Annotated in this window: 32 protein-coding genes and 1 riboswitch; of the genes, 17 read left to right on the top strand and 15 right to left on the bottom strand. The window is 26.4% G+C overall.

Annotated elements, in window-relative coordinates:
- The first annotated feature begins 65 nt into the window (after positions 1 to 65).
- Positions 66 to 329, top strand: coding sequence for a Mor transcription activator family protein (locus tag BN899_RS08095; RefSeq protein WP_042274466.1), 264 nt, complete (start codon positions 66 to 68; stop codon positions 327 to 329).
- A gap of 211 nt (positions 330 to 540) precedes the next feature.
- Here BN899_RS08095 and BN899_RS08090 read toward each other — a convergent pair whose 3' ends face one another.
- Positions 541 to 1005, bottom strand: coding sequence for a GNAT family N-acetyltransferase (locus BN899_RS08090; protein WP_042274465.1), 465 nt, complete (start codon positions 1003 to 1005; stop codon positions 541 to 543).
- Between the two features lie 1376 nt (positions 1006 to 2381).
- Here BN899_RS08090 and BN899_RS08085 point away from each other — a divergent pair.
- On the top strand, positions 2382 to 2576 hold the full coding sequence (locus BN899_RS08085; protein ID WP_042274463.1) for a hypothetical protein: 195 nt from the start codon (positions 2382 to 2384) through the stop codon (positions 2574 to 2576).
- 193 nt (positions 2577 to 2769) lie between these two features.
- Here BN899_RS08085 and BN899_RS08080 read toward each other — a convergent pair whose 3' ends face one another.
- Together BN899_RS08080 and BN899_RS08075 are read right to left on the bottom strand one after the other, a co-directional pair.
- Entirely contained in the window at positions 2770 to 3111 is a 342-nt protein-coding gene (locus BN899_RS08080) for a hypothetical protein (protein WP_042274461.1), read from the bottom strand.
- 273 nt (positions 3112 to 3384) lie between these two features.
- On the bottom strand, positions 3385 to 3969 hold the full coding sequence (locus BN899_RS08075; protein ID WP_042274459.1) for a type 1 glutamine amidotransferase family protein: 585 nt from the start codon (positions 3967 to 3969) through the stop codon (positions 3385 to 3387).
- A gap of 238 nt (positions 3970 to 4207) precedes the next feature.
- Here BN899_RS08075 and BN899_RS08070 point away from each other — a divergent pair, with 238 nt between their 5' ends.
- A complete protein-coding gene (locus BN899_RS08070; protein ID WP_042274457.1) occupies positions 4208 to 4801 on the top strand; it encodes a hypothetical protein in 594 nt (197 codons plus the stop codon).
- Positions 4802 to 5014: 213 nt separating this feature from the next.
- Positions 5015 to 5353, top strand: coding sequence for an SdpI family protein (locus BN899_RS08065; RefSeq protein ID WP_042274455.1), 339 nt, complete (start codon positions 5015 to 5017; stop codon positions 5351 to 5353).
- 146 nt (positions 5354 to 5499) lie between these two features.
- Here the strand turns inward: BN899_RS08065 and BN899_RS08060 are convergent, their stop codons facing one another.
- Together BN899_RS08060 and BN899_RS08055 are read right to left on the bottom strand one after the other, a co-directional pair.
- Complete coding sequence (locus BN899_RS08060) at positions 5500 to 5703, bottom strand: helix-turn-helix transcriptional regulator (protein ID WP_042274454.1); 204 nt, start codon at positions 5701 to 5703, stop codon at positions 5500 to 5502.
- Positions 5703 to 6050, bottom strand: coding sequence for a DUF3796 domain-containing protein (locus BN899_RS08055; protein ID WP_052356739.1), 348 nt, complete (start codon positions 6048 to 6050; stop codon positions 5703 to 5705). The genes BN899_RS08060 and BN899_RS08055 overlap by 1 nt, the downstream gene beginning before the upstream one ends.
- 467 nt (positions 6051 to 6517) lie before the next feature.
- Here BN899_RS08055 and BN899_RS08050 point away from each other — a divergent pair, with 467 nt between their 5' ends.
- The gene (locus BN899_RS08050) at positions 6518 to 6847 is read left to right on the top strand and encodes a MarR family winged helix-turn-helix transcriptional regulator (protein ID WP_052356737.1); all 330 of its coding nucleotides are present in this window, start codon (positions 6518 to 6520) and stop codon (positions 6845 to 6847) included.
- A complete protein-coding gene (locus BN899_RS08045; protein WP_042274453.1) occupies positions 6840 to 8255 on the top strand; it encodes an MDR family MFS transporter in 1416 nt (471 codons plus the stop codon). Before BN899_RS08050 ends, BN899_RS08045 begins: the two co-directional genes overlap by 8 nt.
- 249 nt (positions 8256 to 8504) lie before the next feature.
- Here the strand turns inward: BN899_RS08045 and BN899_RS08040 are convergent, their stop codons facing one another.
- A complete protein-coding gene (locus BN899_RS08040) occupies positions 8505 to 9017 on the bottom strand; it encodes a P-loop NTPase family protein (protein WP_042274452.1) in 513 nt (170 codons plus the stop codon).
- Positions 9018 to 9845: 828 nt separating this feature from the next.
- Between BN899_RS08040 and BN899_RS08035 the strand changes: the two genes are divergently transcribed.
- From BN899_RS08035 to BN899_RS08025, 3 genes are all read left to right on the top strand, one after another.
- On the top strand, positions 9846 to 10346 hold the full coding sequence (locus tag BN899_RS08035; protein WP_042274450.1) for a hypothetical protein: 501 nt from the start codon (positions 9846 to 9848) through the stop codon (positions 10344 to 10346).
- A gap of 258 nt (positions 10347 to 10604) precedes the next feature.
- Entirely contained in the window at positions 10605 to 11630 is a 1026-nt protein-coding gene (locus BN899_RS18620) for an IS1595 family transposase (protein WP_081712206.1), read from the top strand.
- Between the two features lie 126 nt (positions 11631 to 11756).
- Positions 11757 to 12578, top strand: coding sequence for an MBL fold metallo-hydrolase (locus BN899_RS08025; RefSeq protein WP_042274449.1), 822 nt, complete (start codon positions 11757 to 11759; stop codon positions 12576 to 12578).
- Between the two features lie 331 nt (positions 12579 to 12909).
- On the opposite strand, the gene BN899_RS08020 is transcribed toward BN899_RS08025, so the two are convergent.
- Positions 12910 to 13212, bottom strand: coding sequence for a hypothetical protein (locus tag BN899_RS08020; protein ID WP_042274447.1), 303 nt, complete (start codon positions 13210 to 13212; stop codon positions 12910 to 12912).
- A 322-nt stretch (positions 13213 to 13534) separates the two neighbouring features.
- Between BN899_RS08020 and BN899_RS08015 the strand changes: the two genes are divergently transcribed.
- Complete coding sequence (locus BN899_RS08015; RefSeq protein WP_042274444.1) at positions 13535 to 13846, top strand: hypothetical protein; 312 nt, start codon at positions 13535 to 13537, stop codon at positions 13844 to 13846.
- 106 nt (positions 13847 to 13952) lie between these two features.
- On the opposite strand, the gene BN899_RS08010 is transcribed toward BN899_RS08015, so the two are convergent.
- Entirely contained in the window at positions 13953 to 14198 is a 246-nt protein-coding gene (locus BN899_RS08010) for a hypothetical protein (RefSeq protein WP_042274442.1), read from the bottom strand.
- A 201-nt stretch (positions 14199 to 14399) separates the two neighbouring features.
- Between BN899_RS08010 and BN899_RS08005 the strand changes: the two genes are divergently transcribed.
- From BN899_RS08005 to BN899_RS07995, 3 genes are all read left to right on the top strand, one after another.
- On the top strand, positions 14400 to 14690 hold the full coding sequence (locus BN899_RS08005) for a hypothetical protein (protein WP_147568516.1): 291 nt from the start codon (positions 14400 to 14402) through the stop codon (positions 14688 to 14690).
- Between the two features lie 334 nt (positions 14691 to 15024).
- Positions 15025 to 15267, top strand: coding sequence for a hypothetical protein (locus BN899_RS08000; protein ID WP_042274438.1), 243 nt, complete (start codon positions 15025 to 15027; stop codon positions 15265 to 15267).
- Positions 15268 to 15418: 151 nt separating this feature from the next.
- Positions 15419 to 15814, top strand: a complete 396-nt coding sequence (locus BN899_RS07995) for a hypothetical protein (RefSeq protein ID WP_052356735.1) — start codon at positions 15419 to 15421, stop codon at positions 15812 to 15814.
- Positions 15815 to 15887: 73 nt separating this feature from the next.
- On the opposite strand, the gene BN899_RS07990 is transcribed toward BN899_RS07995, so the two are convergent.
- From BN899_RS07990 to BN899_RS07980, 3 genes are all read right to left on the bottom strand, one after another.
- Positions 15888 to 16577 (bottom strand): radical SAM protein, encoded by a 690-nt coding sequence (locus BN899_RS07990; protein ID WP_042274436.1) that lies wholly within the window; start codon positions 16575 to 16577, stop codon positions 15888 to 15890.
- 19 nt (positions 16578 to 16596) lie between these two features.
- On the bottom strand, positions 16597 to 17304 hold the full coding sequence (locus tag BN899_RS07985) for a B3/B4 domain-containing protein (protein ID WP_042274434.1): 708 nt from the start codon (positions 17302 to 17304) through the stop codon (positions 16597 to 16599).
- Between the two features lie 57 nt (positions 17305 to 17361).
- Positions 17362 to 17457: riboswitch (guanidine-I (ykkC/yxkD leader) on the bottom strand.
- Between the two features lie 237 nt (positions 17458 to 17694).
- Positions 17695 to 18144 carry a GNAT family N-acetyltransferase gene (locus BN899_RS07980; protein ID WP_330362497.1) on the bottom strand — a complete coding sequence of 150 codons (450 nt, stop codon included), beginning with the start codon at positions 18142 to 18144 and terminating at the stop codon, positions 17695 to 17697.
- Positions 18145 to 18433: 289 nt separating this feature from the next.
- On the opposite strand from BN899_RS07980, the gene BN899_RS07975 reads away from it, so the two are divergent.
- Positions 18434 to 18784, top strand: coding sequence for a tRNA-binding protein (locus BN899_RS07975; RefSeq protein WP_042274433.1), 351 nt, complete (start codon positions 18434 to 18436; stop codon positions 18782 to 18784).
- A gap of 94 nt (positions 18785 to 18878) precedes the next feature.
- Here BN899_RS07975 and BN899_RS07970 read toward each other — a convergent pair whose 3' ends face one another.
- Entirely contained in the window at positions 18879 to 19820 is a 942-nt protein-coding gene (locus BN899_RS07970; protein WP_042274431.1) for a DMT family transporter, read from the bottom strand.
- 148 nt (positions 19821 to 19968) lie between these two features.
- Here BN899_RS07970 and BN899_RS07965 point away from each other — a divergent pair, with 148 nt between their 5' ends.
- Positions 19969 to 20871, top strand: coding sequence for an AraC family transcriptional regulator (locus BN899_RS07965; RefSeq protein ID WP_042274428.1), 903 nt, complete (start codon positions 19969 to 19971; stop codon positions 20869 to 20871).
- A 505-nt stretch (positions 20872 to 21376) separates the two neighbouring features.
- Here BN899_RS07965 and BN899_RS07960 read toward each other — a convergent pair.
- From BN899_RS07960 to BN899_RS07950, 3 genes are all read right to left on the bottom strand, one after another.
- Positions 21377 to 21793 carry a hypothetical protein gene (locus BN899_RS07960; protein ID WP_042274426.1) on the bottom strand — a complete coding sequence of 139 codons (417 nt, stop codon included), beginning with the start codon at positions 21791 to 21793 and terminating at the stop codon, positions 21377 to 21379.
- Positions 21790 to 22230, bottom strand: a complete 441-nt coding sequence (locus BN899_RS07955; protein ID WP_042274425.1) for a LytTR family DNA-binding domain-containing protein — start codon at positions 22228 to 22230, stop codon at positions 21790 to 21792. Before BN899_RS07955 ends, BN899_RS07960 begins: the two co-directional genes overlap by 4 nt.
- 270 nt (positions 22231 to 22500) lie before the next feature.
- Positions 22501 to 22866 (bottom strand): hypothetical protein, encoded by a 366-nt coding sequence (locus tag BN899_RS07950; protein WP_042274423.1) that lies wholly within the window; start codon positions 22864 to 22866, stop codon positions 22501 to 22503.
- A 232-nt stretch (positions 22867 to 23098) separates the two neighbouring features.
- Between BN899_RS07950 and BN899_RS07945 the strand changes: the two genes are divergently transcribed.
- Positions 23099 to 23428 (top strand): PadR family transcriptional regulator, encoded by a 330-nt coding sequence (locus BN899_RS07945; RefSeq protein WP_042274421.1) that lies wholly within the window; start codon positions 23099 to 23101, stop codon positions 23426 to 23428.
- Between the two features lie 3 nt (positions 23429 to 23431).
- Entirely contained in the window at positions 23432 to 24217 is a 786-nt protein-coding gene (locus tag BN899_RS07940) for a permease prefix domain 1-containing protein (protein WP_042274420.1), read from the top strand.
- The last annotated feature ends 153 nt before the right edge of the window (positions 24218 to 24370 follow it).

Raw genomic sequence — 24370 nt, 5'->3', positions numbered from 1 at the left:
AAAAGTTAAAATTATATATAAATAATATAAAAATAATTAATATAAGTATAAAGGGGGATAAGGTAATGGATTTTTATAGTGAGGTTAAAAGAGATGATTTTCCAGATGGGATAGCTGATTTTGTCGATGTTGTTGGGGTGGATGTTTGTATGGAGATTGTTGATTATTGTGGTGGAGGTATGATTTACTTTCCAAGTAAAAGATCAGTTATTAGAAATGCTAGAAATAGAGTTATTAAAAGTGAGTTTAATGGAGGTAATTTTAGGGAATTGGCTAATAGATTTGAGATTAGTGAGATGCAGGTTAGAAATATTGTGAAAAATCAATAATTAGCTAATAAAATAAAGAAAAGGAGAACTTAATAAAATTAAGTTTATCCTTTCTTTATTTATAGATATATTTAAAGTGGTGAAAATACTAGATTAATTTAAACTATATCCTAAACGTAAATTTTAAGACTAGTTCTTTTAATATAAAAAACTGCACATAAAATCATATGTTTTATTGAACAGTTTATTAAATTTTATGACTGCTTTTTAATTAAATGTTTTTTATCATTATTAAACATATATTTATCTCATCCCAAATTTCTTTTATTTCTTCCAATGGATAAAAACCGACACTTTGATAGAATTTCCTTGTATCTGCATAGTACTTATTTGAATTTGATGGTCCTAGTGTTTTAACCTGAAGAAATTTAATACTCATATTAGCCAAAGTATTATTGGCAACCTCAACTAATGATTTTCCTACATGCTTACCTTGATATTCTTTTAATACCCCTATAACATATATTTCTGATGTATACTCAGTATTATGTTTTATACTTATAAACCCAATAGGTTTCTCTAAGTCATAAGCTACATAAAATTTAGTATCTTTTACACCTTCTACATATTCAACTATAGCCTCTTCAATATCAAACCACTCAGGAAGTTTTCTTAATATACGATCAGTAACGTTAGACTTAACCTCAATATCATGTATTTCTATAATCTTAAACATAATTCTCCCCCTTATTAAATTTTAATTTAATTATAGCAGAACTCATAGTTTAATATATGTTCACTAAAACAGATGTTTTAGTGGTCGTTACTAAGAAATACTAGTCCCTAAAAACATATTTAAAGATGCATAGTAAAAAAGCTCTTAAAATCCATTTATTTGGATTCTAAGGGTTGTAGTTAGTCCTAATTTTAGAACTTGTTAATCGTAAGCTAGATTTAATGGTTCTATTACGATTTTATTTGATAGATTATATGGCTGAACTTCAAATGAAACTTTTTGAGACTCTGGATCTTCAGCATAAGGTAAAGTTTCAAATTTAGATGTTTTGTTATATTTAACAGTTGCTTGATTATCTTCAATATTTGAACGGTCAGAGCAGGATCTATTTGCTAATGAGATAGATACAATTAAAAATATTTATGTAAATCCAATTATATTTATTTAAAAAAAGATTTATGCATTTATACACCTCCATATATACATGGTTAGAAAGGCTTGTCCAAATTTTTATCAAATGACTAGTAATATGTATATGAAAAGACAATTAAGTATATGCAATTAATACTTAAGAACTTGCTTAAAGATATCTAGTAAAAATGTGATCCTTATTTATATAAAAATTTATAAATTTACAAAAAATTTATAAAAAAATAATAATTTTGTCACAAAATTATTATCTAAATTCGTTTTTTAATGTGAGAATCAAAATTTATAGATTTTATTTTTTAGAAAGGAGGCGGGGGGAGTTATAGATTACAGTTATAAATATCATATAATTTTATCAACTATAATTTCTTGCATAATAGGTACTATATCATTTTTTATACTTAAACCTCATCAATGGAATACAGTTAAGGGAATTATTCAATCTGTGGACAATCCTAATTTCACTCATACATATATCAATTATGGATATGGTTTAGTACTTACAATAACTATTATAAGCTTAATTTTTTTATTACTTTTATATAAACCTGTAAAAAAGAATATGAAAAAATAAAAAATAAATAAGAATAGGTGGGGGAATAAAAAATGAAATTAAAAAAGAGTGTATCATCGGGGGAGGACGACATACATGTTATTTTCAGCCACTTGATAAAATCATAAATTACATGAGTACTTATGATTGCTAGTTATGACTATGCTTAAAGCATTGAAATTACTAACCTGCAATCACATAGTCAAATCTTAGAAGTTATGATTGAGATAACTCCAATTTAACTGTAAAATCCATAGATTTTATAAAAATAAAAAAATCGCTGTATTCCAGTTATATCAATGTGTCCAAATTTAAGTGGCCGATTTTTACACGTATGTCGTCCTCCCCCGTAGTTATACATATATCATAAATATTAAAAGGGGGGATAAAATTTATGGAATGTCAGAAATGTAAAATTGAAATGAAGATGGTGGATTTTAAAGCTGTACCAATTGGAGTAAAACCATACATAAGTGCCAAGAAAAAAGGTACCTTTAAAGGTGAAAAGATAAGTGATATTTTATGTTATGTATGTGCTACATGTGGTCATATAGAGTTTTTAGCAGAGAACCCAGGTGAATTTAAGTAGTTAAACTAGTTCTAAAAAACTTGTTTAAAGATATCTAGTAAAAATGCCCTTAAAATCCATTTATTTGGATTTTAAGGGCATTAACTATAATTAGTCCCTAAAGTTAAATTTTAGGACTTGTTAATCATAAGTTAGGTTTAATAAGATGTTAGAATACTATACCCTAAATAAATTTAAGTGCAGGATTTTAATCTTATTTTTTATACGTATATTTTTTATCTATAAATCTATCTCCTAAAATTTGAATTAGAGCACCTGTACCTAAAACGACTGCTAATTCCAATAAACTATTTATTTGCATAGGTCTAAGCATAAAAACAACAAATGTTAGTACCATAAGCGTTAATGTACTTGAGATATTTTTAGCATTGAGATATTTTTTATATTGGGTAATGTAAATTTCGTTGTGATCTCCATTTAGTTTAACTTTTTCTATATAGTTATCTAGTTTTTTATTTAAAATAAATATTTTAAGAATAAGATAATATAATATCCACATTACTACAACAAATATAAACTGATAAAATGAAAACAAACTTTCACCCCCCTTATTTATTAATATGCGTATTTATTAAATTGATTTAAACTATTCTCTAAAAACACATTTAAAAATATCTAGTAAAAATACCCTTAGAATCCATTTATTTGGATTCTAGGGGCATTAATTTTATTGCAAATACATGACTATATTACCTAAGTGAAATTTTAAGACTTGTTGTTTTTAATAAATTTTTATGTAAATATTGAAAGTTTTTATAGCTAGATAAATTGTATATTAGACTTTTATAGTGGTGATTTTAATTTCATTCTATCGTATTGCACCATTTTTAAAATTATCATACCATTGCTCAATTTCTTCAGTACTATCAATTTCTAAAATTTTAAAAAGTTCATAAGCAAATTGAACAGCCGCAGTTTCATTTGCAGTAATAATTAGATTATCGACAACTACTTGTTCGTGAATATAAAATGATTCTCCCCTATATTCTTTTTGTTGTTGGAATAATTCGAGACTATCTCCTGTATGCTTTACACTATCAAGAAATCCATGCTTACATAGGAAAGTAGTTGCACCGCAAATAGCGGCTATAGGAATATTTAATTCTATTACACGATTTATAAATTCTGCAATTTCTCCATAATCATTTGATTCCCAAGAAAGCCCTCCTGGTAGAATGACCATTGCAAGGTTATTAAAATTTTTATAATTATTTATAGTGCAGTCAATAGACGCGTTAATACCTCCCATTGATACCTTAGGAATTTCATCAACGGCAATGGCTTTAACTTTATAGTCTGAAAATGAATTTAAAACTGCAATAGCATAACTTGCTTCCCAATCATTCCATTGTTCTGTCAATATAACTAGTACTTCATTTTTACTATTATTCATTATATCCCCCAATATTTTAATCTACATTTCAAATACCTATTTATTTTAATAGTATATAAATAATATTTAGTTATCAATATATATATCAAATTTTGGTGCGATTTTGCAGAAAAAACGCAGGTTGGCATAAACGGAAATTTAACTACTAGTTTATACTAATCTCTTTATTCACCGTTTTACTATTTAATTATTTGATTTTATAATATATTATTATCTAGAATAAAGATGGAGGGGTGTTATGAAAAAATATTTATCAATATGTGGTTATCTAATAATATTTTTAATAATTTTAACAGGGTGTAGTACCGAGACAAACGAAAAAGAACTTAAAGTAGAAAAAGAATTTAAGATAGTCAAAGATGATTCTTCCGAAACTAGTCCATTCGGAATCAGTGGAGAAGGAATAGATTACATAATTAAAGGTTTAAAAAGTGGCAAATATGAAATAAGTTTTTATTCTAAAGAGTATGAAAACGGGAAGTTTGTAGAGGAGCATAAAATATATAGCTCAACATTAGATACAGATGATAAGGAATTACCAATAGGCATCTACCAAGAAAGTAAAATTGTAAGATTTTTTATTGATCCTAATTCTGTTGCCTCGATTTCTAAAGATGTAACGCTTGATTTCTTTAATAATTCAACAAAAGATATACTACTTTCAACATTAGAAAAAGAAAAAGAATTAACGTTAGGTGATGAAGTTCCAATAGCTGTGTTTAGTTCAAATAATGATGGAGCTATATCAAGTGTAGATATTGATGAAGGTTATAAACCGAGCTTAAACGAAAAAGATTTAGTAGTATTTATGAAATGTGAGTTAATCAACTAATCTTTAAAAACTTATTTAAAGATAGCTAGTAAAAAAGCCCTTATAATCCAAATAAATGGATTCTAAGGGCATTAACTTTATATCAAATACATAACCAAGTCCTTAAAGTAAAATTTAATGACTAGTTGCACATTATATAGATTTACAAACTTCTATATACTAAACTTTAACTAAGGATATAATCCTAAATATTAGCATAAGGAGGTGATAAGTATGGCATTCTTTGTAATACTACTATTTGGATTGATATTTACCATATGTGGGGTATTAATAAAGATTAAACCACCAAGTAAGAAATCTATTTACGCTTACAAAACGCCATTTTCTTTAAAAAATAATGATACTTGGAGTGAAGGTAATAGAATTGCATCTAACTTGATGTTGCTATTAGGACCATTTTATCTGGTTTTATCATTGTTAAATAACTCTATTAACCTAAACACATCATCAATGATATATCCATTAATAATTTTGCCTGCAATGTTATTAATGGCAATACCAAATATGTATTTGAGATTTAAATTTGATGAGAATGGATTTCCTAAAAAGTAATAGTCTTTAACTAATCTCTAAAAACACACATTTAAAGATATCTAGTAAAAATGCCCTTAGAATTCATTTATTTAGATTCTAAGGGCATTAACCTTATGCTAAATACATAACTTAGTCATTAAAGTAAAATTTAAGATATAGTTTATTTAATCTGGTATATATTCAAATATTTCTTCTATGCTCACTTCAAATAACATAGCTATATCAAATGCTAATTTTAATGATGGATTATATTTTCCATTCTCTAAATTACCTATAGTTTCTCTTCTAACCCCAACTTTTTTAGCTAAATCTGATTGGCTCATATTATATCTAGCTCTAAATTCTTTTGTTTTTGCACGTAAAAGCATCACTCTAGTCCTTTCTTCTCCTTTGACTCAATAGCCAAAAACTTAATTAAAAATAAAATACCTGATATTGAAAAACTAAAATTAAGTCCAGCTATTGCTATAGAAGGATTATTATATATTTCGTATAATCCTATTGAAATACAACTAATAACAAAAGATATAATATAAGCAATTGTAGCAGACTTCCTTACATTTTCTTTAAATGATTCATCTGGAATTACTTTAAAGTACATGAAGTAAGGTAAAAAGCAAAAATATAAAAACATTGATTTATTATTTGTGTAAAATCCTAATAACCCTAAAATGCTCGTAAAACCCAAAAAACCAAAATAGTTTATTTTCTTCATTGAAGCACCCCTTTAAATTAAAATTGTTATATATTAATAACATTATATTAAAAATATATAACATTATGTGATATATTTTCAACAAAAATAAATAAATTTATGATGATTTTACTTAAGAAATTTAGCTAATCCTTAAAAATATATTTAAAGATATCTAGTAAAAATGCCCTTATAATCCAAAAAAATAGATTGTAAGGGCATTAATTTTATTCTAAATATAAAACTAGTTCCTAAACTGAAATTTAATAACTAGTTAGCTATATAAAATATAAAACTATTGATTTCAAGAGGTACCTCCTATATAATAAGAGGTACCTCTTAAAATCGAAGCATAGAAAGGATAAAATTAATGAATTTAAAAAATGAAGATATAGCAGAACTTTTTTTTCGATGTTTATCGTTTAAGTAATAGATATGCACGTAATAAAAAAGGAAATGTAAATCCCCTTACCGGACAATATCGTTGTATGTCTATACTCGATAATATGGGATCAATTAGCCAAAAAAAATTGTCCACCTTGTTAGATATACGATCGACTTCATTAAGTGAGTTATTGTTTAAATTAGAAAAAAAAGGATTTGTAGAACGTACTCGTTCCGCCGAAGATAAGAGAACATTTCTTATTTCGCTAACTAAGGAAGGTCTTGATGAGGTAAAAAAACATAGAAAATCAAGAATTAAATCTCATACCGAAATAGTAACCCCTCTATCTGATGATGAAAAACAGCAGTTTACATATATCTTATCAAAAATTAAAGACTATTACACCGAATTAGGAGATGACGAAAATGAGTAATTCACTAGAAATGACGGATAAAAAAAGAAATTTAATTTTTATTAACATATTAATTTCATGTATTGCAACTTCACTACTTTCAACAGCATTAGCTACTGCACTTTTACCAATTACAAAAGATATTGGAATTGATGTTACAACGGGACAATGGCTAACTAGTGGTTTTTCTTTAGCTCTGGGTATCATAATGCCACTAACAGCTTTTTTAATTAGACGTTTTCCAACTAAAAGACTTTATTTAGCTGGTATAGGAATATTTCTTATTGGCTTACTTATATGTGCATTTGCTACAAATTTCCCAATTATGATGATTGGTAGAGTATTACAAGCTTGTGGAAATGGTCTTCTTCTATCTATGGCACAAGTTGTGATTTTAACAATTTTTCCAAATAACAAAAAAGGAACAGCTATGGGATGGTATGGTTTAGCTACTGCAGCTGCTCCAGTTATAGCTCCTACACTAGCTGGTATTCTTATTGATACTGTTGGTTGGAGATCAATTTTCTTTATTACAATGGCAATCATGTTAGTTTCACTTGTATTTGCAATTTCAGTATTTGATAATATCTTAGAAACTCAAAATAAAAAGTTTGATGCCATTTCTTTTGCTATAAGCATATTTGCATTTGGTGGTATTACTTTAGGAATTGGAAATATAGCAGGTTTTGGTTTTATTAGTACTTCAGTTCTAATTCCTTTAATTGTAGGTATTATAACTTCAATTTTATTTGTATATAGACAATTTAGCATTGAACAACCTTTTTTAGATCTTAGAGTACTAAAATTTAGAAAATATACATTAAGTGTCATTGGTAGTATGTTACTTTATCTTATATTGATGGGAACTTCTGTAATAATGCCTCTATATATTCAGTCAATTATGGGGTACTCTGCAACTATTTCAGGATTAGTTACTTTACCTGGATCTCTTGCAATGACTGTAGTTAGTCCATTTACTGGAAAATTATTTGATAAAATTGGGATGAAAAAATTATTTATTATAGGTGCACTTTTTATGTTTATTAGTAATATAGGAATGGTTTTTATTTCTATGAGTACACCTATTTATATACCAGCTTTATACCATGTAATTAGAAGTATTGCTATTGCTTGCTTAATGATGCCATTAGTTACATGGGGTACAAATAGCGTAGATAAATCACTAGTAACAGATGCGACTGCATTATTAACATCACTTAGAACAATAGCAGGAGCAATTGGTGCAGCAATGTTTGTTGGAGTTATGTCAATGATTTCAACTAATTCTATTCCAACTTATGGAAAAAATGCTCCAATGCATGGTTTAAATGTAACTTTCTTTGCCATGTCTATAGTAGCAGTAATTTTATTAGTAATTTCGGTTTTCTTCGTTGATAAAGTTAAAAATAACCAGTTAGAAACTCAATAAAGGGATGGACGACGAAATATTTATAAAAATTGGAAGTATCCTTTCTGAAGTTTACACGTATTTCGTTGTGAACACATTAACTCTTCCACAAAAACACCTTTAAAGATATCTAGTAAAAATGCCCTTAAAATCCATTTATTTGGATTCTAAGGGCATTAACTTTATTGCAAATACATAACTTAAAATCGAATCTATCTTATTTTTTGCTAGACTTCCTAAAACCTAAACTTAATAACTAGTTACAAAATTTTATAGAACTACTTCAAATTTATAATTATCATCTATTAGAACATAATCACAATTATATTTTTTACACATATTAAGATTTAACTTATTATCTTTTATAAGCTCTTCTTTTATACAACTCGAATCATCTAAACGTTTTTCTATAGTATTTGCATAATTTTTTATATCTGAAAAATTATCTTCTATATATTTCTTAGTCATTATAAGGCAAATATATTTTATTTGTTTAGCGTAGTCTTTATCAAAGCTCTCCTTCCAATTAAATGGAATATAGCACCCTTCGACAATAAGATTTTGTTTATTTTCAATAGCTGTTTTTACTATTTCTCTAACAATAGGCCAAAGATAATCCGTTAATTTATCATCATCTTCAGGGGTTAAATCAGTATTTCCACTTCTTATAAGTCCCATTTTTAAATGATCTATAGATATATACGGAAACTTATACTTATCAAGTAGTTTTTGAGATAATAATGTCTTTCCAGAATGTGAGCTACCTGCAATTAAAACTATCATACTTCTAATCCTCCTAAATATTTAATATGTTAATTATAGCAAACTAATCTTTAAAAACACATTTAAAAATATCTAGTAAAAATGCCCTTAGAATCCATTTTTTTGAACTTTAAGGGCATTAATTTTATTCTAAATATCAAACTGAAATTTAAAAACTAATTATCTAAAATTAGATATTTGAGATGGATATTATAAATTTATTATAATCTGTTTATTTTACCGATTAAATTTAGAAATAATACAATAAAAATACATAAATTTCCTAATGATGAAATTAATAAGATTGAGTATCTAAATGTAAAAACTTTATAAAATCGATTTTCATAATTAAGCTTTAGTTTTTTTCCAGAGTAAGTCACAGTTATTATTAATGTGATTAATAATAATAAGCCTTGTCCACCTACACTTAACAACTTAAATGCTGAACTAAGATTATTGTTTGTCCAAAGTGAATAATTTAATAGACTTATAAAACCCGTAATTATTGCAATAAATTGAAAAATATTAATCAAATCCTTTCTTAAGTATAAAATAATATTTTTATTATAGCAAATTAATTTAATAATAAATGATTTTTTTAATTAATATAGAGAAATTATTTAAATTACAATTACTCTTCAAAAACACATTTAAAGATATCTAGTAAAAATGTCCTTATAATCCAAATAAATGGATTGCAAGAGCATTAACTTTATTCTAAATACAAACTAGTTCCTAAACTGAAATTTTAGAACTAGTTAATAAATATATTTATCTAAAACTGTATTATTTTTTAATTTAATGCTCTAATATTAACTATAGAATAGTTACAAAAGGGGGATGTAATAATTGAAAGGCAAAATAATAATACTTTCTGGACCTGCTGGTGTTGGTAAATCAACAACTGCTGATATTCTAGCAAGTAATTTTAATAAGAGTGCTTACATAAGTGGTGATATAATAAGTCATATGCCTGTTTCTGGATATGAAAAGCCATGGGAATCTCAAAGAGCTAAGGATTTAGTATTAGAAAACATTATAGATTTAAGTAAAAACTTTTTAAGTCAAGGATACAATGTTATTAGCGACTGGGTTATATTTTGGGATGATGCAAAAAAAATATCAAAACCAATATTAGATTTAGGTTATGAAGTTCATTATGCTGTTTTATGGTCAGATGAAGTTACAAATTTAAAAAGAGATAAATTAAGAGAAGTGGACTGTCAAATGGGAGAAAGAGTAAAAGTTCTTAGAAGTGAGTTTAAAACTTCTAATATTCCCAATCAATACTTTTTAGATAATACTAATTTAGACCTAGATCAAGTAGTTTCAACAATACTATCAAATTAGAATTTTATAATAAATTTAGATAATTTTAACTAGTTCTTAAAAACTTGTTTAAAGATATCTAGTAAAAATGTCCTTAAAGTCCATTTATTTGGATTTTAAGGGCATTAACTTTATTCGAAACACATAACTAGTTCCTAAAGTGAAATTTTGAGACTTGTTATTTTAATATAAGGCTATGTTTTAAATCAATGTTGAAAATGGATATTTTCAAATATATAGATTATGATATAGATATATCAATGTTTCGGAGGGTGTAGTATGCCAAGTATGAAGTCTATATTAACAGATATACAAAAATTACCATTAAATCAAGTAGAAGAATTACTGTCTTATTTGGAAGAATTTCTTGTATTAGGCTCTAAAGTAGGACAAGTATGTGAAGAAGTTAAAGAATTTAGATTTGCTAAGGGGAAAGTATGTCCTCATTGTAGTTCTGAATCAATCTCAAGAAATGGTAAATACAATAGTAAGCAAAGATATATCTGTAAAGATTGTAGAAAGACTTTTACTGATTTTACAAACTCTGCAACATATAGAAGCAAGAAATCGTTAGAGAAGTGGCTTAAATATGCTAAATGTATGATTATGGGGTTATCAATAAGAAAGTCGGCTAAAATAGTAGGAATTAACATAGCAACAAGTTTCTTTTGGAGACATAAAATATTAGATTGTATAAGTTCTTTTTTAGGTACTGGTCATGTTGATGGGGTAATAGAAGCAGATGAAGTGTTTTTTGCTGAAAGTTTTAAAGGTACAAGAACTGATAATATGCCAAGAAAATCTCGTAAAAGAGGTAAAGAGATTAAAAAAAGAGGTATATCTAAGGAGCAAATTTGTGTGGCTACGGCGTTAGATAGACAAGGTAATTTAATAATAGAGCCTTTATGTAAAGGCAGAATGACTCATAAAGAACTTGAGAGGCTTTACAAAGGGAATATAGGAGAAAGTTCTATATTATGTACAGATAGCCATAAATCATATATTAAATTTGCCACAGACTTTAATTTAGACCACAAACGCATAAAGGCAGGTAAACATAAAGAAGGTATTTACCATATTCAGCACATTAATAGTTTACACAGCAATTTAAAGAAATGGATGGGTAGATTTAATGGTGTTGCAAGTAAGTATATCTCGAACTATATGCAATGGTTTAAGTGGCTAAGAATATTTGAAACTGATAGAGATTCTATTAAAACTAAGAATTTTGTTGTACAAAGTAATGCGGCATACTCCTACACTAGGATAAAGGATTTCAAATTAAGAACGCCACAGTTTATGTAACTAATAATAAATGCCTTAAAAGGATGCTATAATAAAAGCAAGTACGCAATCGTTATATAATGCGAAGTAGGTATACATCTGATAACATATAGATAAATAGAAATTTGTAGGGGAGTTTAAAATTACATGATATTAAAAACACTAGTTGAAAATACATCTGTTTCATCAGATTTTAAAAATAAACATGGTTTATGCTTTTATATAGAGACAAATAATCATAAAATACTATTTGATTTAGGTAAAAATGGATTATTTCTTGAAAATGCGAAGAAAATGGGGATTGATATTTCAGATATTGATACAGTTATAATATCTCATGGTCATATAGACCATGGAGGACCTTTAAAACTATTTTTAGAAAATAATCATTCTGCAAAGGTCTATATTAGAGATAATGCTTTTGATAAACATTACACAAAACTTCTTGGACTTAAAATTGATGTTGGTATCGATAGTTCATTAAAAAATCATCCGCAAGTAGTTCTAACTAAAAAAAGAATGGTGATAGATGATGAATTGATTTTATTCTCCGATGTTGATACGAGGGAATGTATCTCTACATCAAATAATACTTTATTTGCGAAAACAGGAAAAAGCATTTCAATAGATGATTTCTCTCATGAACAAAGTTTAATTATTTTAGAAAATGAAAAGTTGATACTTATAGCAGGGTGTTCACATGCAGGAATAATAAACATTAAAAACAAAGCAGAGCATATAGTGAATAATAAAATAACTTGTGTTGTTGGAGGTTTTCATTTGTATAATCCAATATCAAAAAGGACAGAAAGTAATGCTTTGATACAGGAAATTGCAGAAAGATTAAATGACAATTCTACGTGTTACTACACTTGTCATTGCACAGGAGAAAAAGCATTTTACAAAATGAAGCAAGTTCTTTCTGAACGACTTATTTACTTGTCTACTGGCAGTAAAATAGAAGTCTAAATTCCAATTTGTAGAGTAGATTTAGTGAACAATATTAATATAATGCTAACAAAAAAGTAGGAGTGTATCAATCAATCGATATACCCCTACTTTTTTGTTATTAAAATTGTTCCTAATATCAACACTATATTAAAACATAGCCTAATATAAAAAATTGTACACAAAACGGTATTTTTTATTTTTTGTACAGTTTGGATATTGATTTAAATATTTTTAGATATGTTATAGAGCAAGTAAATATGTTAACTAAATAGTATGTTTTTTGAACACTAAAAAAAGTATCTCACATTAATGTTCTCTTAGTTCAAAATAAAACAAAATAAGAATGATATTATCTATTATTATATTTAATATCCTCATTAAAAAGTATATAATATATTTCTTTATTATTAGTAGCTATTATATCTCTAATACTTTTAAGCTTATTTATATCTCTATATGATAATTTTAAATAACTTCTAATAGTAGTGTAGCTATATTTATTAAATTCTTCATCATAAGATATATGAATAGGATGATTTATAGGTGTACCACCTTTTAACCATTTATCTTTGTATTTTAGTTTGATTGACATTTTATAATACGATTCTACTTCTTTTGTTGCTGAGTTCAGTACCTTCTGATATTTATTCATTATAAATTCTCCCGCTAGTATTCTCTTTATGCACATGTTAATAAACTACTCGTAATTTACAACAATTGTCTATTTAATCATAATATAAGTTATAGTTTACCATATGTCCACTAAAATAGATGTTTTCTTGGCCATTCTTAAAAATACTATTCTCAAAAAGCTTATTTAAAAAGTTATAGTTTAAATAGCCTTAGAATCCATTTATTTTTAATTGAATATATAAACTAGTTTCTAAACAGAAATTTTAGGGGTTGTTAAAATCTTTATTTAACCAATCTGGTATAATAGTATTAATACTATTTATAAAAAGGGAGGAAAATAAATGATAAATATATTATTTGGTCTTGGGTTTATAGATAGAGGAAATCGATTGAGTAAAACTAAAAATATAAAAAAGTATGCATTTGATAACCCTGAAAGAGTAAAAGATAAGGATAGATATATAGATTTATTTTCTAAAGCATATTTTTTAACTGGGATAATTTCAATTATTTTTGGGTTAATTATTACATTAGATAAATTTGTTTTTGAATTACCATTCGAGATAGCAATATCAGTAGCGAGTATATTCCTTATATTTATTTTTGTAGAGGTAATTGTAATTAACAAAAAAAGGCACAAATTTATTCAATAAGATTGTGACGTAACAGTACATTTAAAGATATCTAGTAAAAAAATGCCCTTAGAATCCATTTATTTGGATACTAAGGGCATAGCTTTTATTTTAAATGTAGTCTCATTTATATACTAATTAAATTTAATTCATATAACCCTAAGCAGGAATTTCCTAAAGCGAACAGAGCTGCTAATATAATCAAACTTAAATTAATATTCTTTGATTTACGTATTTTAAATCCTACATAAGATATAAAAAATAGTATGATTGCTAATGTAATAGAACTATTAAAATTTAAAAGAAATAAATATAAACTTGGAAGTAATATACTTAACATAATTATTAAAGTTTTATTATATTTGATATTCATATTAGACCTCCTTTATTAAAAAATATAGCTTAATTTCAGTTGTAAATAAACTAGTCTCTAAAAGTTATTTAAAGGGATGTAGTAAAAAAGTCCTTAAAATCCATTTATTTGAGTTTTAAGGACTTTATATGTATAATTTTATTGAGTAACTTTTCGTCTAAGAGAGGTAGTGAGATTGAGTTGAACAGTGAGATGGGAGAGATGAAAAAAATAGAAAGTTTTTTAAAGAAATATCGTTGGGTAATAGCTATACTTTTAATAGTTCTTCTAAAAATTAAAGTTTATATTAGTAGTATAGTAGGTAGAGCCACTTATAACTCTATAATTGGTTTAGCCATATTATCATTAGCCAGTTATATGTTAGTTTCTTTAACAAAAGATATTAAGCAACTAAGAAGTACAAATCAAAGATATAGTAAAACTTCATTAATATTCGATTTACTTATTATACTAATCATAATTTGTTCTTATATTTTTTTATTTTTTGATTAGTTCATAAATACATATTTCAAAAATATAAATTTGTCACAAAATAATAAATTACATTCGTTATATATTTAAGAAAAAGTATATAATAAGGGGTGTATCGATGAAGTATAACAAAAGATTAAAAGGGCAAATATTAGCATCTGGAGGAACTGCTCATCTATATACAGCACTAAAAAAACAAGAGAATTAATTTAAGTTAAGGGAGCATTAATTCTTAATACTCCTTTTTTATTAAAGTCATAAATAGATTATTGTTAAAAAATGGAACTTAAATAATGCTTATAATATGATATACTTTTTTTTGCAATATTTAATGCTGTAAAAAGGGGGGGCATATTTGAATATATTAAAAAAAATACAGATAAATATGGAATATATAGTTTTAGCCTTAGTAGCATGTTCTTTGTTATATTCATTTGTAATGAATATTAATATTGAAATGGGATATTTAATTAGATGTATTCTGGGGATATTATTTTTAGGGACAAGTATAATAAATAGAAACATAAATAGTACCATACTAGATATTATTTCTAAAACAAGTGGCTTACTTATTATAATTTCTTGTTACTTTATTTAGTAGTTAAAATCTATCCTAAATTTAAATTATAACATTTAAAAATACCCTTAGGAGGGGATTTATGACAAAAAGAAACATGGGTATTCCAAAAGAAGAGTTAGAAGAAAGACAGCAATTGTATGAAAATAAATAGTTTAAAGAGGGGAATTAAATGAAGTTAAAATTATATGCAGTAGGACTATCCATATCTATTTTAATAGTAGGGTGCGGGATATTTACTATCAGTTCAGCTGATAATAACAAAATATCTAAGACAATTGATACAATTAGGGGGTATTTTGAAACTAATAATAATGGCGAAACTTATGGAACTTATATTGATAAGGGAAATGGTGAATGGGAAGAGCCAGATTTAATGGAAGTTGTAGGTTTAAATGATGTAGAAGGGTATGTAAGAAAGGCTGATTTGTACGATGAAGCAAACCAACCTAATAACCCTGAAGAAGCACTTGCTTATATGGAAAAGAGAGAAAAAGAAGGTCCTAGAATAATTCCAGTTTACGAAAAAGATGGAAAGACTGAAATAGGCAAATATAGAATTGATTAAGATATATTAAGTAAAAAGCCCTTACAATCCAAATAAATGGATTGGAAGGGCATTAATTTTATGTAAATACGTATTATATATTTAGTAATTCCTTTGAAATTTCTTCAAATCTTTCATCACTTATTCCAAGCTTTTTCTTAAAGATTTCATCATCCATTCTTACAACAATTACCTTATCAGGAGATATTTCTTTAATAACATCTTTTATCTTTTCAACTGATTTATTATCATCGTTATATCCTTTAACAATAGTTATTTCAAATATAAATTTACCTTTATATTGTTTATTAAAGTAAACCATGTTTGAAATATATTCTTTTAGAGTATAACCTTCAATTGGTCGTTGAACTTTTTGGAAATCTTCCTCTGTAATTACTTTTATTTCGCCAATAACTTCATCGCATTTATTAGCAATTTTTATGTAATCATCTTTAGATAATACGTATCCATTAGAAAGTAGTCTTACAGATAACCCTTTAGATTTTATAAAATCTATGATCTCTTCAATTTTATCATGTACTAAAGCCTCTCCTTTTGAATTAATAAAGATTAACTCTGGCTTTGTATCTTCTATCTTTTTTTCTAATTCAACTAATGAATCATCTATTTCATCAAATGACTTTTGTGTATCTATTTTATTTTTTGACCTTCCTATAGGGCAAAAAATACAGTCAAAGTTACAGTGTTTTTCAGGAAGTATATTAATTTCTAATATTTTTTTCCCATCTTCAATATAAATGTTTTTACAACTAAAATTACTCATTATTTCCCCCCATTTAAAATTAATTTATAACTGCCTCTTTATTATTAATATCAAGAATAGATATACTACATGTTCCACCTAAATTATCTTTAACTAATTTAGATAAATCGTTTAAAGCATTCTCAAATTCTTTCACTCTTTTTTCATCTACTAATTCAATACATAAAAAAGCATTCTTTGTGTTTTCAGTTAACATAGTTCTTACTGATTCACGCCAATTAAAGCATCTACAGATTGCTCCTTCATCATCTTTATATACTATTTCACCTTCATATGGTGGTTCATTTTTATCAGTTCCTAATGTAACAAAATTTTCATCCCCTATAGCCTTAGTTAATCTTATATCTCCTACAAATGTATCTATATCCTCACCACCACATGGTAGAGCGTATTTTAGTGAAATAGAGTTATAAATGTCTACTAAAGGGTTAATAGTTCCTAAATTTTTTCCAGTAGAAACACGTTTTAATAAAGCCTCAATTGATGACCTTGCACCTTTTTTTGTTTTAAACTTTTTAAAAGCATCTCTCCATACTTTTATTACTTCATTACTACTAAACTCCTCATTTCGTAAGTGTTTTGAAACTTCTTTTTCTGATTCAGAAATCATATTTTTATATTTGTCTTTATCTTTTATAGAGTTATCTATATCGTGGCAAGTAATAACACCAATTTTTGCATTTGGAAATAGATTCCAGAATTCATCTTCAGTAATAAATTTTTTCATTTAAACACCCTCCTAAAATAATTTAAATACAAAAAAGCCTTGGAAGTATTATAAAATATCTCCCAGGCTTTTTTCCTTCCGTGTCCACAGTTAACTGTGTGTTTTCTCTCGGACCAGCTAGTTAAAAACTACGGAACCCTAGAAAACTAATTATAATTTACAAGTTTATATTAATAATATAACTTTAGCATACTATTAAATTTATTTCAATTAGTATCATTGGTGTGTATATGTATAGTACTTATAGAGTATTATAAGTGTCATTTATCAGCTCAGCTTATAATAACAAAATATTAAATTAATAGTTTATATTGAAAATAAAATGGTTACTCATTTAGACCATTGGCTAAATCGATAAGAGCTTGGTTCTCGACTCTATAAACAGTCCATTCATCCATAGGAATTGCTCCCATTTTTTTTATAGAATTCTATAGAAGATTTATTCCAATCAAGACACCACCAATCTAATCTACCACAGCCTCTATCTATAGCTATTTTTCCTAAAGCTGAAAGTAATGCCTTTCCAGCTCCAATACCTCTCATGCTCGGTCTTACATATAAATCTTCTAAGTATAAATTAGCTTTACCTAAGAAAGTAGAGAAGTTATGGAAGAATAATGCAAATCCAACTGGTTCATTATTATATTCACCTATTATTACTTCAGCCTGTTTTTTAACAAATAAAGATTCATATAATATTTCTTCTGTTGCAACTACTTCACTTAATAGATTTTCATAATCTGCTAATTCTTTAATAAATGTAAGTATTAATTTGTTATCTTCTTTTGTTGCAAATCTAATTTTGAAATTAGGAATGTTAGTATTAATATAGTTTTTCATAATCTAGGCTCCTTTTATTTAATCAGTAATTATACCGAGGCAAGTAATAACACCAATTTTGTATTTGGAAATAGATTCCAAAATTCATCTTCGATAATATAATTTTAGTATACTATTAAATTTATTTCAATTAGTATCTTGGCGTGTAGATGCATAGTACTTATTGAGTATTATACGTGTCATTAATAGGATACTAACTATTAATATTGCAAAGTTGTTGAATAATGGACATTTAATATTTCTTCCTATGCTATAATTAATTAAAATAAGTTGAAAAGGAGGAATTGGTATGGGTGCTCCAGTTAAAGCGAATATCAATATGGACTTAATTGATAAGATTGATATTAGAGTTGGAACAATTAAATTAGTTGAGGATGTTGAAAAATCAGATAAGTTAGTTAAACTATCTGTTGATTTTGGGGAATTTACAAGAACTATATTAGTAGGGATGAAAGGTGAAAGAGATAATCCTAAAGAAATTGAAGGCCAACAGGCATTATTTATAGTTAATTTAGCTCCAAAGAAAATGGCAGGGGAAGTTTCAGAAGGGATGCTTTTTGATATTGGATATGCTGATGGTATTATTCCTGTGTTAGCACAGCCTGAAAAAGCAGTACCTAATGGAACAAGAGTTGGATAAGGCTTTGTAAAATTAATGCCATTATAATTCAAATAAATGAATTGTAATGGCATTAATTTTATACAAATATACTAACTAGTTACTAAAGTAAAATTTAACTAGTAATGTTTCCTTCATCTTCTTCTTTACTCATTGAACTATTTTCTTTCTTAGTAAGTGAAAGCATAGTAATTGTAATAATTATACACAATGTTCCTATCCACTGTATTAAATTAAAAGTTACATTTAAAAATATTATTGAAAGAATAGATGCTGACAATGGCTCTACACAAGTAAATACGCTAGCCTCATAGGGCTCAATATATTTTAGACTTTCTAAATAGCAGTAAAAAGCTGTTAAAGTTCCAAATAATACTACAAATACAATAGCCAAAACTGACTCAAATGACCAGTTTCCTACAACATCAAAAGGTGACTGTATAAAACTAAAAGCAATTCCTCCAATAAGCATTCCCCAACCGACCACACATAATGATCCATATCTTTTTAATAAAGATGCAGGCTGTAGTGTGTATATAGCACATGCAAAAGCAGATAGTACTCCCCAGAAAATAGCCGGTTTTGATATTGCTAAGCTGTTTAAATTTCCTTTTGTAATAATTAAAAAAGTCCCTAAGATTGCCATAAGTACGCAAGATATTTGTTTTAATGTTGGGAGTTTTTTATTATAAAGAGCTAAGTAGATTGTGATAATAATTGGTGATAAATATTGAAGTATTGTTGCAGTAGCAGCATTTCCATGGTGTATAGCTGCAAAATAAGAATATTGGACTCCAAGCATTCCAAGTATAGAAAATATTAAAATCTTTATAATATTTTCTTTGTCTTTCCATATTTCAATTACATTTTTATCACCTTTAAGTAAAGAAAAAATTAAAATAATTGCTCCAGAAAAAAACATTCTTATAACAACAAGCCACTCTGGTGTAAAGTTCTTACTTTGAAATAAATATTGAGCTACAACTCCAGAAATTCCCCAAAGTAATGTACCAAACATTACTAGAAATAGACCTTTTGCCCTTAAAGAATCCTTCATAAAATTTATTTCCTTTCTATATGAAATTTATTTAATCGATAGTATAATTATATTGATATTAAAAATGTATTTATACAAAAATATAAGCTATAAATATAACTATATTGATATATAGTTTATAATCTAACTTTTAATAAAGGAGAATATTATGCAAATTCACAATATAATTATTGATGAAAACCAAAAAGAAATAACTAAACATGGATCTTTAGAGTTTCCACTTGCTATATATTCAACTCAAATTAACAAAAATGTATTGGGTTTTATTGATTGGCATTGGCATGAGGAACTTCAATTTTGTATTGTTACAAAAGGAACTGTGAGCTTTAATATTGAAGGAGATACAGTAATTTTACCTGAGGGAAAGGGGTTATTTATTAACTCGCAACAGCTACATAGTGCAAAGAACTATAAAGACATTGATAGTTCTTTTATTTGTTTTGATTTTCATCCAAATTTAATTTATGGTTTTACAGGAAGTATAATAAATATAAAATATGTACGACCATATGTAGGCAACTCAATGGTTAAGTATTGTATCTTAAAAAGTGATACTAAGTGGAAATCTGATATTTTAAAAGATTTGCTAGAGATTCATAAAGAGTATACAAAGAAAAATTCTGGGTTTGAATTACAAATACTTATATCAATTTTGAATATATGGAATAGTTTAATAAAAAATTGCCTTATATTATACCATGACGATAAAAATATTAATGATACTTCTAGATTAAAAAAAATTATTAATTATATACATAATCATTATATGGAAAAGATCAACTTAAAAGATATATCTAGCCAAGTTAATTTATCTAAAAGTGCATGTTGTAGAGAATTTAAAAAACATATGAATTGTTCTATTTTTGAATATATTACTAATTATAGATTAATCGTTAGTGAAAATTTATTAATTACAACAAATGAATCTATTACTGATATAGCTTACCAATGTGGATTTGGAAGTGCTAGCTATTATATTGAAAAGTTTAAGTTACAGACTGGAGTTTCACCTTTTGTTTATCGAAAGAAAAAACAATCAATATCTGATTAAAACATACTTGCATATAAAGGTAATAGCCTTGTGGTGGCTGCAATAGACGACTCAGTGAGGAATAATCCAACGGGGTATAAGCGTGGTACCTTATATGACATTGGAAATACCAAACAAAGCCATTTGTCTTGAAGCAGAGAGATCTGTGTGTAACACAAGAACTATGTTAAAGTAGCCTTAGGACAAGATAGAGAGAATATAGATTATATTTCTGAAAGTTAGATGAAATTTATGAGTAACCATTCTCATGTAGGAATATCGTACTTTGTACTGGGGTAAGAAGCCTAGGGTCGCTCCCAACAGCTCAGACTTATCTCCCTAGTGACTGAATATATATGAAATTATTGTGAGGTACAGTGAAAACTGTTTATGGTGTATAATTATAATTCTAAAATTTATTTAAAGATGTTTAGTAAAAAAAGCCCTTAGAATCCATTTGTTTGAATCTTAAGGGCTTTATATTTGTTTTAAATATATAGCTAGTCTCTAAAGTGAAATTTAACAACTAGTTATTTTTTAATAAGTTATTTAATTCATCAGAATTTTTATCATTATCCCACTTTGAATAAAAATAAAAGCTAATAACATGACCTATTATTGTAAGAATAAATATATATATTATCCATGGTTTTATAAAATTAAACATATGGATTGAAAATAGCCAAACTGATACTATTCCACCTAATGTATTTACAATAGATGATATAGCAATTTTGTTAAAAGCTTTCATAGATGAAAAATTCCATAAGGTTGGATACATTATGCCGAATATACTCGCAGAAATAGCACTTATACCTACCAGATTCCAAGTATAATTAACTGAAAATGTTATATCTCTTAAAAATATAGATATTAATAATAAAATCCATATAAATGTCATTGAAAAAGTTTGAAAAAAAGATGATTTTAATTGTTTATTCATAATAATCTCTCCTTTATTATTTTTACATAGTGTCTGTTTACAAAGTGAGATGCTCCATCACTAAGTATAACTTCTAATCTTGCATTTGGTGCAGATGAAAATTCCTTGATTTCATTTAAATTAATAATTGTTTGATTATTGATTTTTATAAAGTGTGCATACTCTAACTTTTCTATTTCTTTTAATCGTTTGTTTATTAAGTAAAGTTCTTTAGATTTCATCTTTACACAACACATATGCCCTTCTGATTGAAATTCTAAGATATCATTGATATTTACTTGTAGTTTTCTATCATTTGTCGCATTTATAACTGTTAAATTTGAATTTTGTCTTATGTAATTTTTTAAATCTTGTCCAAGGTTTATATTCTCAGGACTTACTTTAATTTCAATTTCGTCTTTATTTAAAACTTTATCTATTAAAATATTAATTTTCATTGCCTCATTCCCTTCTTAAATTCAATATACTATTTAAAAAAGTAATTATCTACAAATTTATGTTTTGTTGCACTTTTTGCTAATAATCCTACATATTATTTAGGTAATAGCTAAACTAATCCTTAAAAACTTATTGAAATAGATTTAGTAAAAAAGCCCTTAGAAACCATTCATTTTGTTTCTAAGGGCTTTAACTTTATTCTAAATATGTAACTTAGTCCCTAAAGTAAAATTTTAAGACTTGTTATTTTAATATAGAAAAACTAGAAATTAATCTCTTTTACTAATTTCATTTGTTATCAATGATTTTGAAATATACATTGCTTCTATTATGTTCTTGAAGCGGGTGTGATGAGAGGTACCCTCCACAAATTTTAGCTGTGCTTTTTCACATTTGCTGATAACTGAAGATACAGGTCGTAGCGCCTCTAACAATTCTTCTTTTGTATATTCATCCGAAATATCTTCATCTGTTATCAATGATTTTGAAATATACATTGCTTTTATCCTGTTCTTAAGAAGTGTGTGATGAGAGGTACCTTCTGCAAATTTGGGATGTATTTTTTCACAGTTACTGATAGTTGAAGATACAACTTGTAGTGCCTTTAACAATTCTTCTTTTGTATATTTGTCCATAAGATTTTCACCTCAAATTCCTATTTATATTATATTACAGTCGTTAACTTAATTATATCTAAATTTAAAGTTTAATAAAAGGTCTACAAAACAGATGTTTTCATGGACACTTTTATTCGAAATAATACAGTTTTAAAATTAAACCTTGCATTATAGAGTATTATAAATTACTATGTTAAGTATAACTACTCTATATAATAGAGTACTAAATATAAAGTAGGTGATATATATAATGGAGTTAAACAAAGAAGTATTAAAAGGACATATTGATACTCTAATACTTTCCATATTAAAAGAAAAAGATTGCTATGGATATGAAATAGCTAAAGAAGTAAGAGAAAAAAGCGAATTTGAGCTAAAAGAGGGAACTATGTACCTAGCTCTTAAAAGAATGGAATCTAAGAATTTAATTCAAGCATATTGGGGGAGTGAGCAAAGTTCTGGGGGAAGAAGAAAGTATTATAATTTAACTGATGAAGGTAAAGAGTTCTTAGAAGTAAAGAAACAAGAATGGAGATTTATTCAAAAGGTTATGAATCAATTTTTAGGGGAGGAAAATTAAGTTATGAAGATAATAGACAAGTATCTAGATGATTTATATAAAAACAGCATAAATAATAAAAATCTTGATTTAAAAGAAGAAATGAGACAACATCTTATAGAATCTGTAAATGAATTAAAGTTAGAAGGACTAGATGAAGAAGAAGCATGTAAAAAAGCTATTGAAAGATTTGATGGGGGCTTAGAAATGCAACAAGAGTTACAAATAATAATAAAGGAGCTCTCTACATCATTAAATATACATAAATCTACACTGAAAGCTACTAAAAGAATATTTGGAATTGTAGCCATAATTGGATTATTAGTATTTGGAACAACGTGGTACTATAAAGATAGCTTGCAAAAAAACAGTTATAAGCTAACTCAAGAGTTTAATAGTGAGCTAAAAAAAATAGCAGAAAAATATGATATGACTGAGTTAGATATGTACAAATCAGAACTTGAAAAACTATTAAAAGAAGACAAATTTAATAATAAATTAAAACTAAGAGACATATATGTAGCAGATATGGAAAAAGGAAATACTAGTCTAGATTCTTCAAAGGTAAAAGCAAAATCAGTATATAGTGATATAGATTTTGCTGAAGATTCGACACATAAATTTGCAAACTATTTTTCATATGATACAAAAGATTTTTTAGATATTGATGGAAATATAGTAAATCCAATGATTTTTGTAGAGCGTCCATTTTACAATAAATCAGATGTAGTATCTGCTGTATCACTTACAATTGGAGTAGGCTCTCTTTTAGGATATATTGCACTTATGATTAAAAATCGTAATATCTAAAAGATAATTAATTATTTATTATATATATTTTAACTATACTATTATGTTTAATTATCAATATTTTTATATTGAATATATTAATTTGATTATTCATTTTATTTGTTATATTATAATTAAAAAATCAAAAAAATTAAAATCTAAAGGGGTGATATT

Origin of the sequence: Faecalimicrobium dakarense (assembly GCF_000499525.1) — a bacterium.
GTDB classification, from domain to species: Bacteria; Bacillota; Clostridia; order Peptostreptococcales; family Peptostreptococcaceae; genus Faecalimicrobium; species Faecalimicrobium dakarense.
Note: the sequence above shows the minus strand (reverse complement) of the source record. Positions and strands in the feature narration are given on the sequence as shown.

What these genes read in the sequence shown, in the direction of transcription:
- BN899_RS08050 (WP_052356737.1), top strand. Translation starts at nt 6,518, where the DNA reads ATGTCTATACTCGATAATATGGGATCAATTAGCCAAAAAAAATTGTCC.
- BN899_RS08055 (WP_052356739.1), bottom strand. Translation starts at nt 6,050, where the DNA reads ATGAAGAAAATAAACTATTTTGGTTTTTTGGGTTTTACGAGCATTTTA.
- BN899_RS07975 (WP_042274433.1), top strand. Translation starts at nt 18,434, where the DNA reads ATGGGTGCTCCAGTTAAAGCGAATATCAATATGGACTTAATTGATAAG.
- BN899_RS07945 (WP_042274421.1), top strand. Translation starts at nt 23,099, where the DNA reads ATGGAGTTAAACAAAGAAGTATTAAAAGGACATATTGATACTCTAATA.
- BN899_RS08020 (WP_042274447.1), bottom strand. Translation starts at nt 13,212, where the DNA reads ATGAATAAATATCAGAAGGTACTGAACTCAGCAACAAAAGAAGTAGAA.
- BN899_RS08010 (WP_042274442.1), bottom strand. Translation starts at nt 14,198, where the DNA reads ATGAATATCAAATATAATAAAACTTTAATAATTATGTTAAGTATATTA.
- BN899_RS07965 (WP_042274428.1), top strand. Translation starts at nt 19,969, where the DNA reads ATGCAAATTCACAATATAATTATTGATGAAAACCAAAAAGAAATAACT.
- BN899_RS08090 (WP_042274465.1), bottom strand. Translation starts at nt 1,005, where the DNA reads ATGTTTAAGATTATAGAAATACATGATATTGAGGTTAAGTCTAACGTT.
- BN899_RS07980 (WP_330362497.1), bottom strand. Translation starts at nt 18,144, where the DNA reads ATGAAAAACTATATTAATACTAACATTCCTAATTTCAAAATTAGATTT.
- BN899_RS08040 (WP_042274452.1), bottom strand. Translation starts at nt 9,017, where the DNA reads ATGATAGTTTTAATTGCAGGTAGCTCACATTCTGGAAAGACATTATTA.
- BN899_RS07970 (WP_042274431.1), bottom strand. Translation starts at nt 19,820, where the DNA reads ATGAAGGATTCTTTAAGGGCAAAAGGTCTATTTCTAGTAATGTTTGGT.
- BN899_RS07960 (WP_042274426.1), bottom strand. Translation starts at nt 21,793, where the DNA reads ATGAATAAACAATTAAAATCATCTTTTTTTCAAACTTTTTCAATGACA.
- BN899_RS07940 (WP_042274420.1), top strand. Translation starts at nt 23,432, where the DNA reads ATGAAGATAATAGACAAGTATCTAGATGATTTATATAAAAACAGCATA.
- BN899_RS08065 (WP_042274455.1), top strand. Translation starts at nt 5,015, where the DNA reads ATGGCATTCTTTGTAATACTACTATTTGGATTGATATTTACCATATGT.
- BN899_RS08060 (WP_042274454.1), bottom strand. Translation starts at nt 5,703, where the DNA reads ATGCTTTTACGTGCAAAAACAAAAGAATTTAGAGCTAGATATAATATG.
- BN899_RS08005 (WP_147568516.1), top strand. Translation starts at nt 14,400, where the DNA reads ATGAAAAAAATAGAAAGTTTTTTAAAGAAATATCGTTGGGTAATAGCT.
- BN899_RS08070 (WP_042274457.1), top strand. Translation starts at nt 4,208, where the DNA reads ATGAAAAAATATTTATCAATATGTGGTTATCTAATAATATTTTTAATA.
- BN899_RS08025 (WP_042274449.1), top strand. Translation starts at nt 11,757, where the DNA reads ATGATATTAAAAACACTAGTTGAAAATACATCTGTTTCATCAGATTTT.
- BN899_RS18620 (WP_081712206.1), top strand. Translation starts at nt 10,605, where the DNA reads ATGCCAAGTATGAAGTCTATATTAACAGATATACAAAAATTACCATTA.
- BN899_RS07990 (WP_042274436.1), bottom strand. Translation starts at nt 16,577, where the DNA reads ATGAGTAATTTTAGTTGTAAAAACATTTATATTGAAGATGGGAAAAAA.
- BN899_RS07995 (WP_052356735.1), top strand. Translation starts at nt 15,419, where the DNA reads ATGAAGTTAAAATTATATGCAGTAGGACTATCCATATCTATTTTAATA.
- BN899_RS07955 (WP_042274425.1), bottom strand. Translation starts at nt 22,230, where the DNA reads ATGAAAATTAATATTTTAATAGATAAAGTTTTAAATAAAGACGAAATT.
- BN899_RS08085 (WP_042274463.1), top strand. Translation starts at nt 2,382, where the DNA reads ATGGAATGTCAGAAATGTAAAATTGAAATGAAGATGGTGGATTTTAAA.
- BN899_RS08015 (WP_042274444.1), top strand. Translation starts at nt 13,535, where the DNA reads ATGATAAATATATTATTTGGTCTTGGGTTTATAGATAGAGGAAATCGA.
- BN899_RS08075 (WP_042274459.1), bottom strand. Translation starts at nt 3,969, where the DNA reads ATGAATAATAGTAAAAATGAAGTACTAGTTATATTGACAGAACAATGG.
- BN899_RS08095 (WP_042274466.1), top strand. Translation starts at nt 66, where the DNA reads ATGGATTTTTATAGTGAGGTTAAAAGAGATGATTTTCCAGATGGGATA.
- BN899_RS07950 (WP_042274423.1), bottom strand. Translation starts at nt 22,866, where the DNA reads ATGGACAAATATACAAAAGAAGAATTGTTAAAGGCACTACAAGTTGTA.
- BN899_RS07985 (WP_042274434.1), bottom strand. Translation starts at nt 17,304, where the DNA reads ATGAAAAAATTTATTACTGAAGATGAATTCTGGAATCTATTTCCAAAT.
- BN899_RS08045 (WP_042274453.1), top strand. Translation starts at nt 6,840, where the DNA reads ATGAGTAATTCACTAGAAATGACGGATAAAAAAAGAAATTTAATTTTT.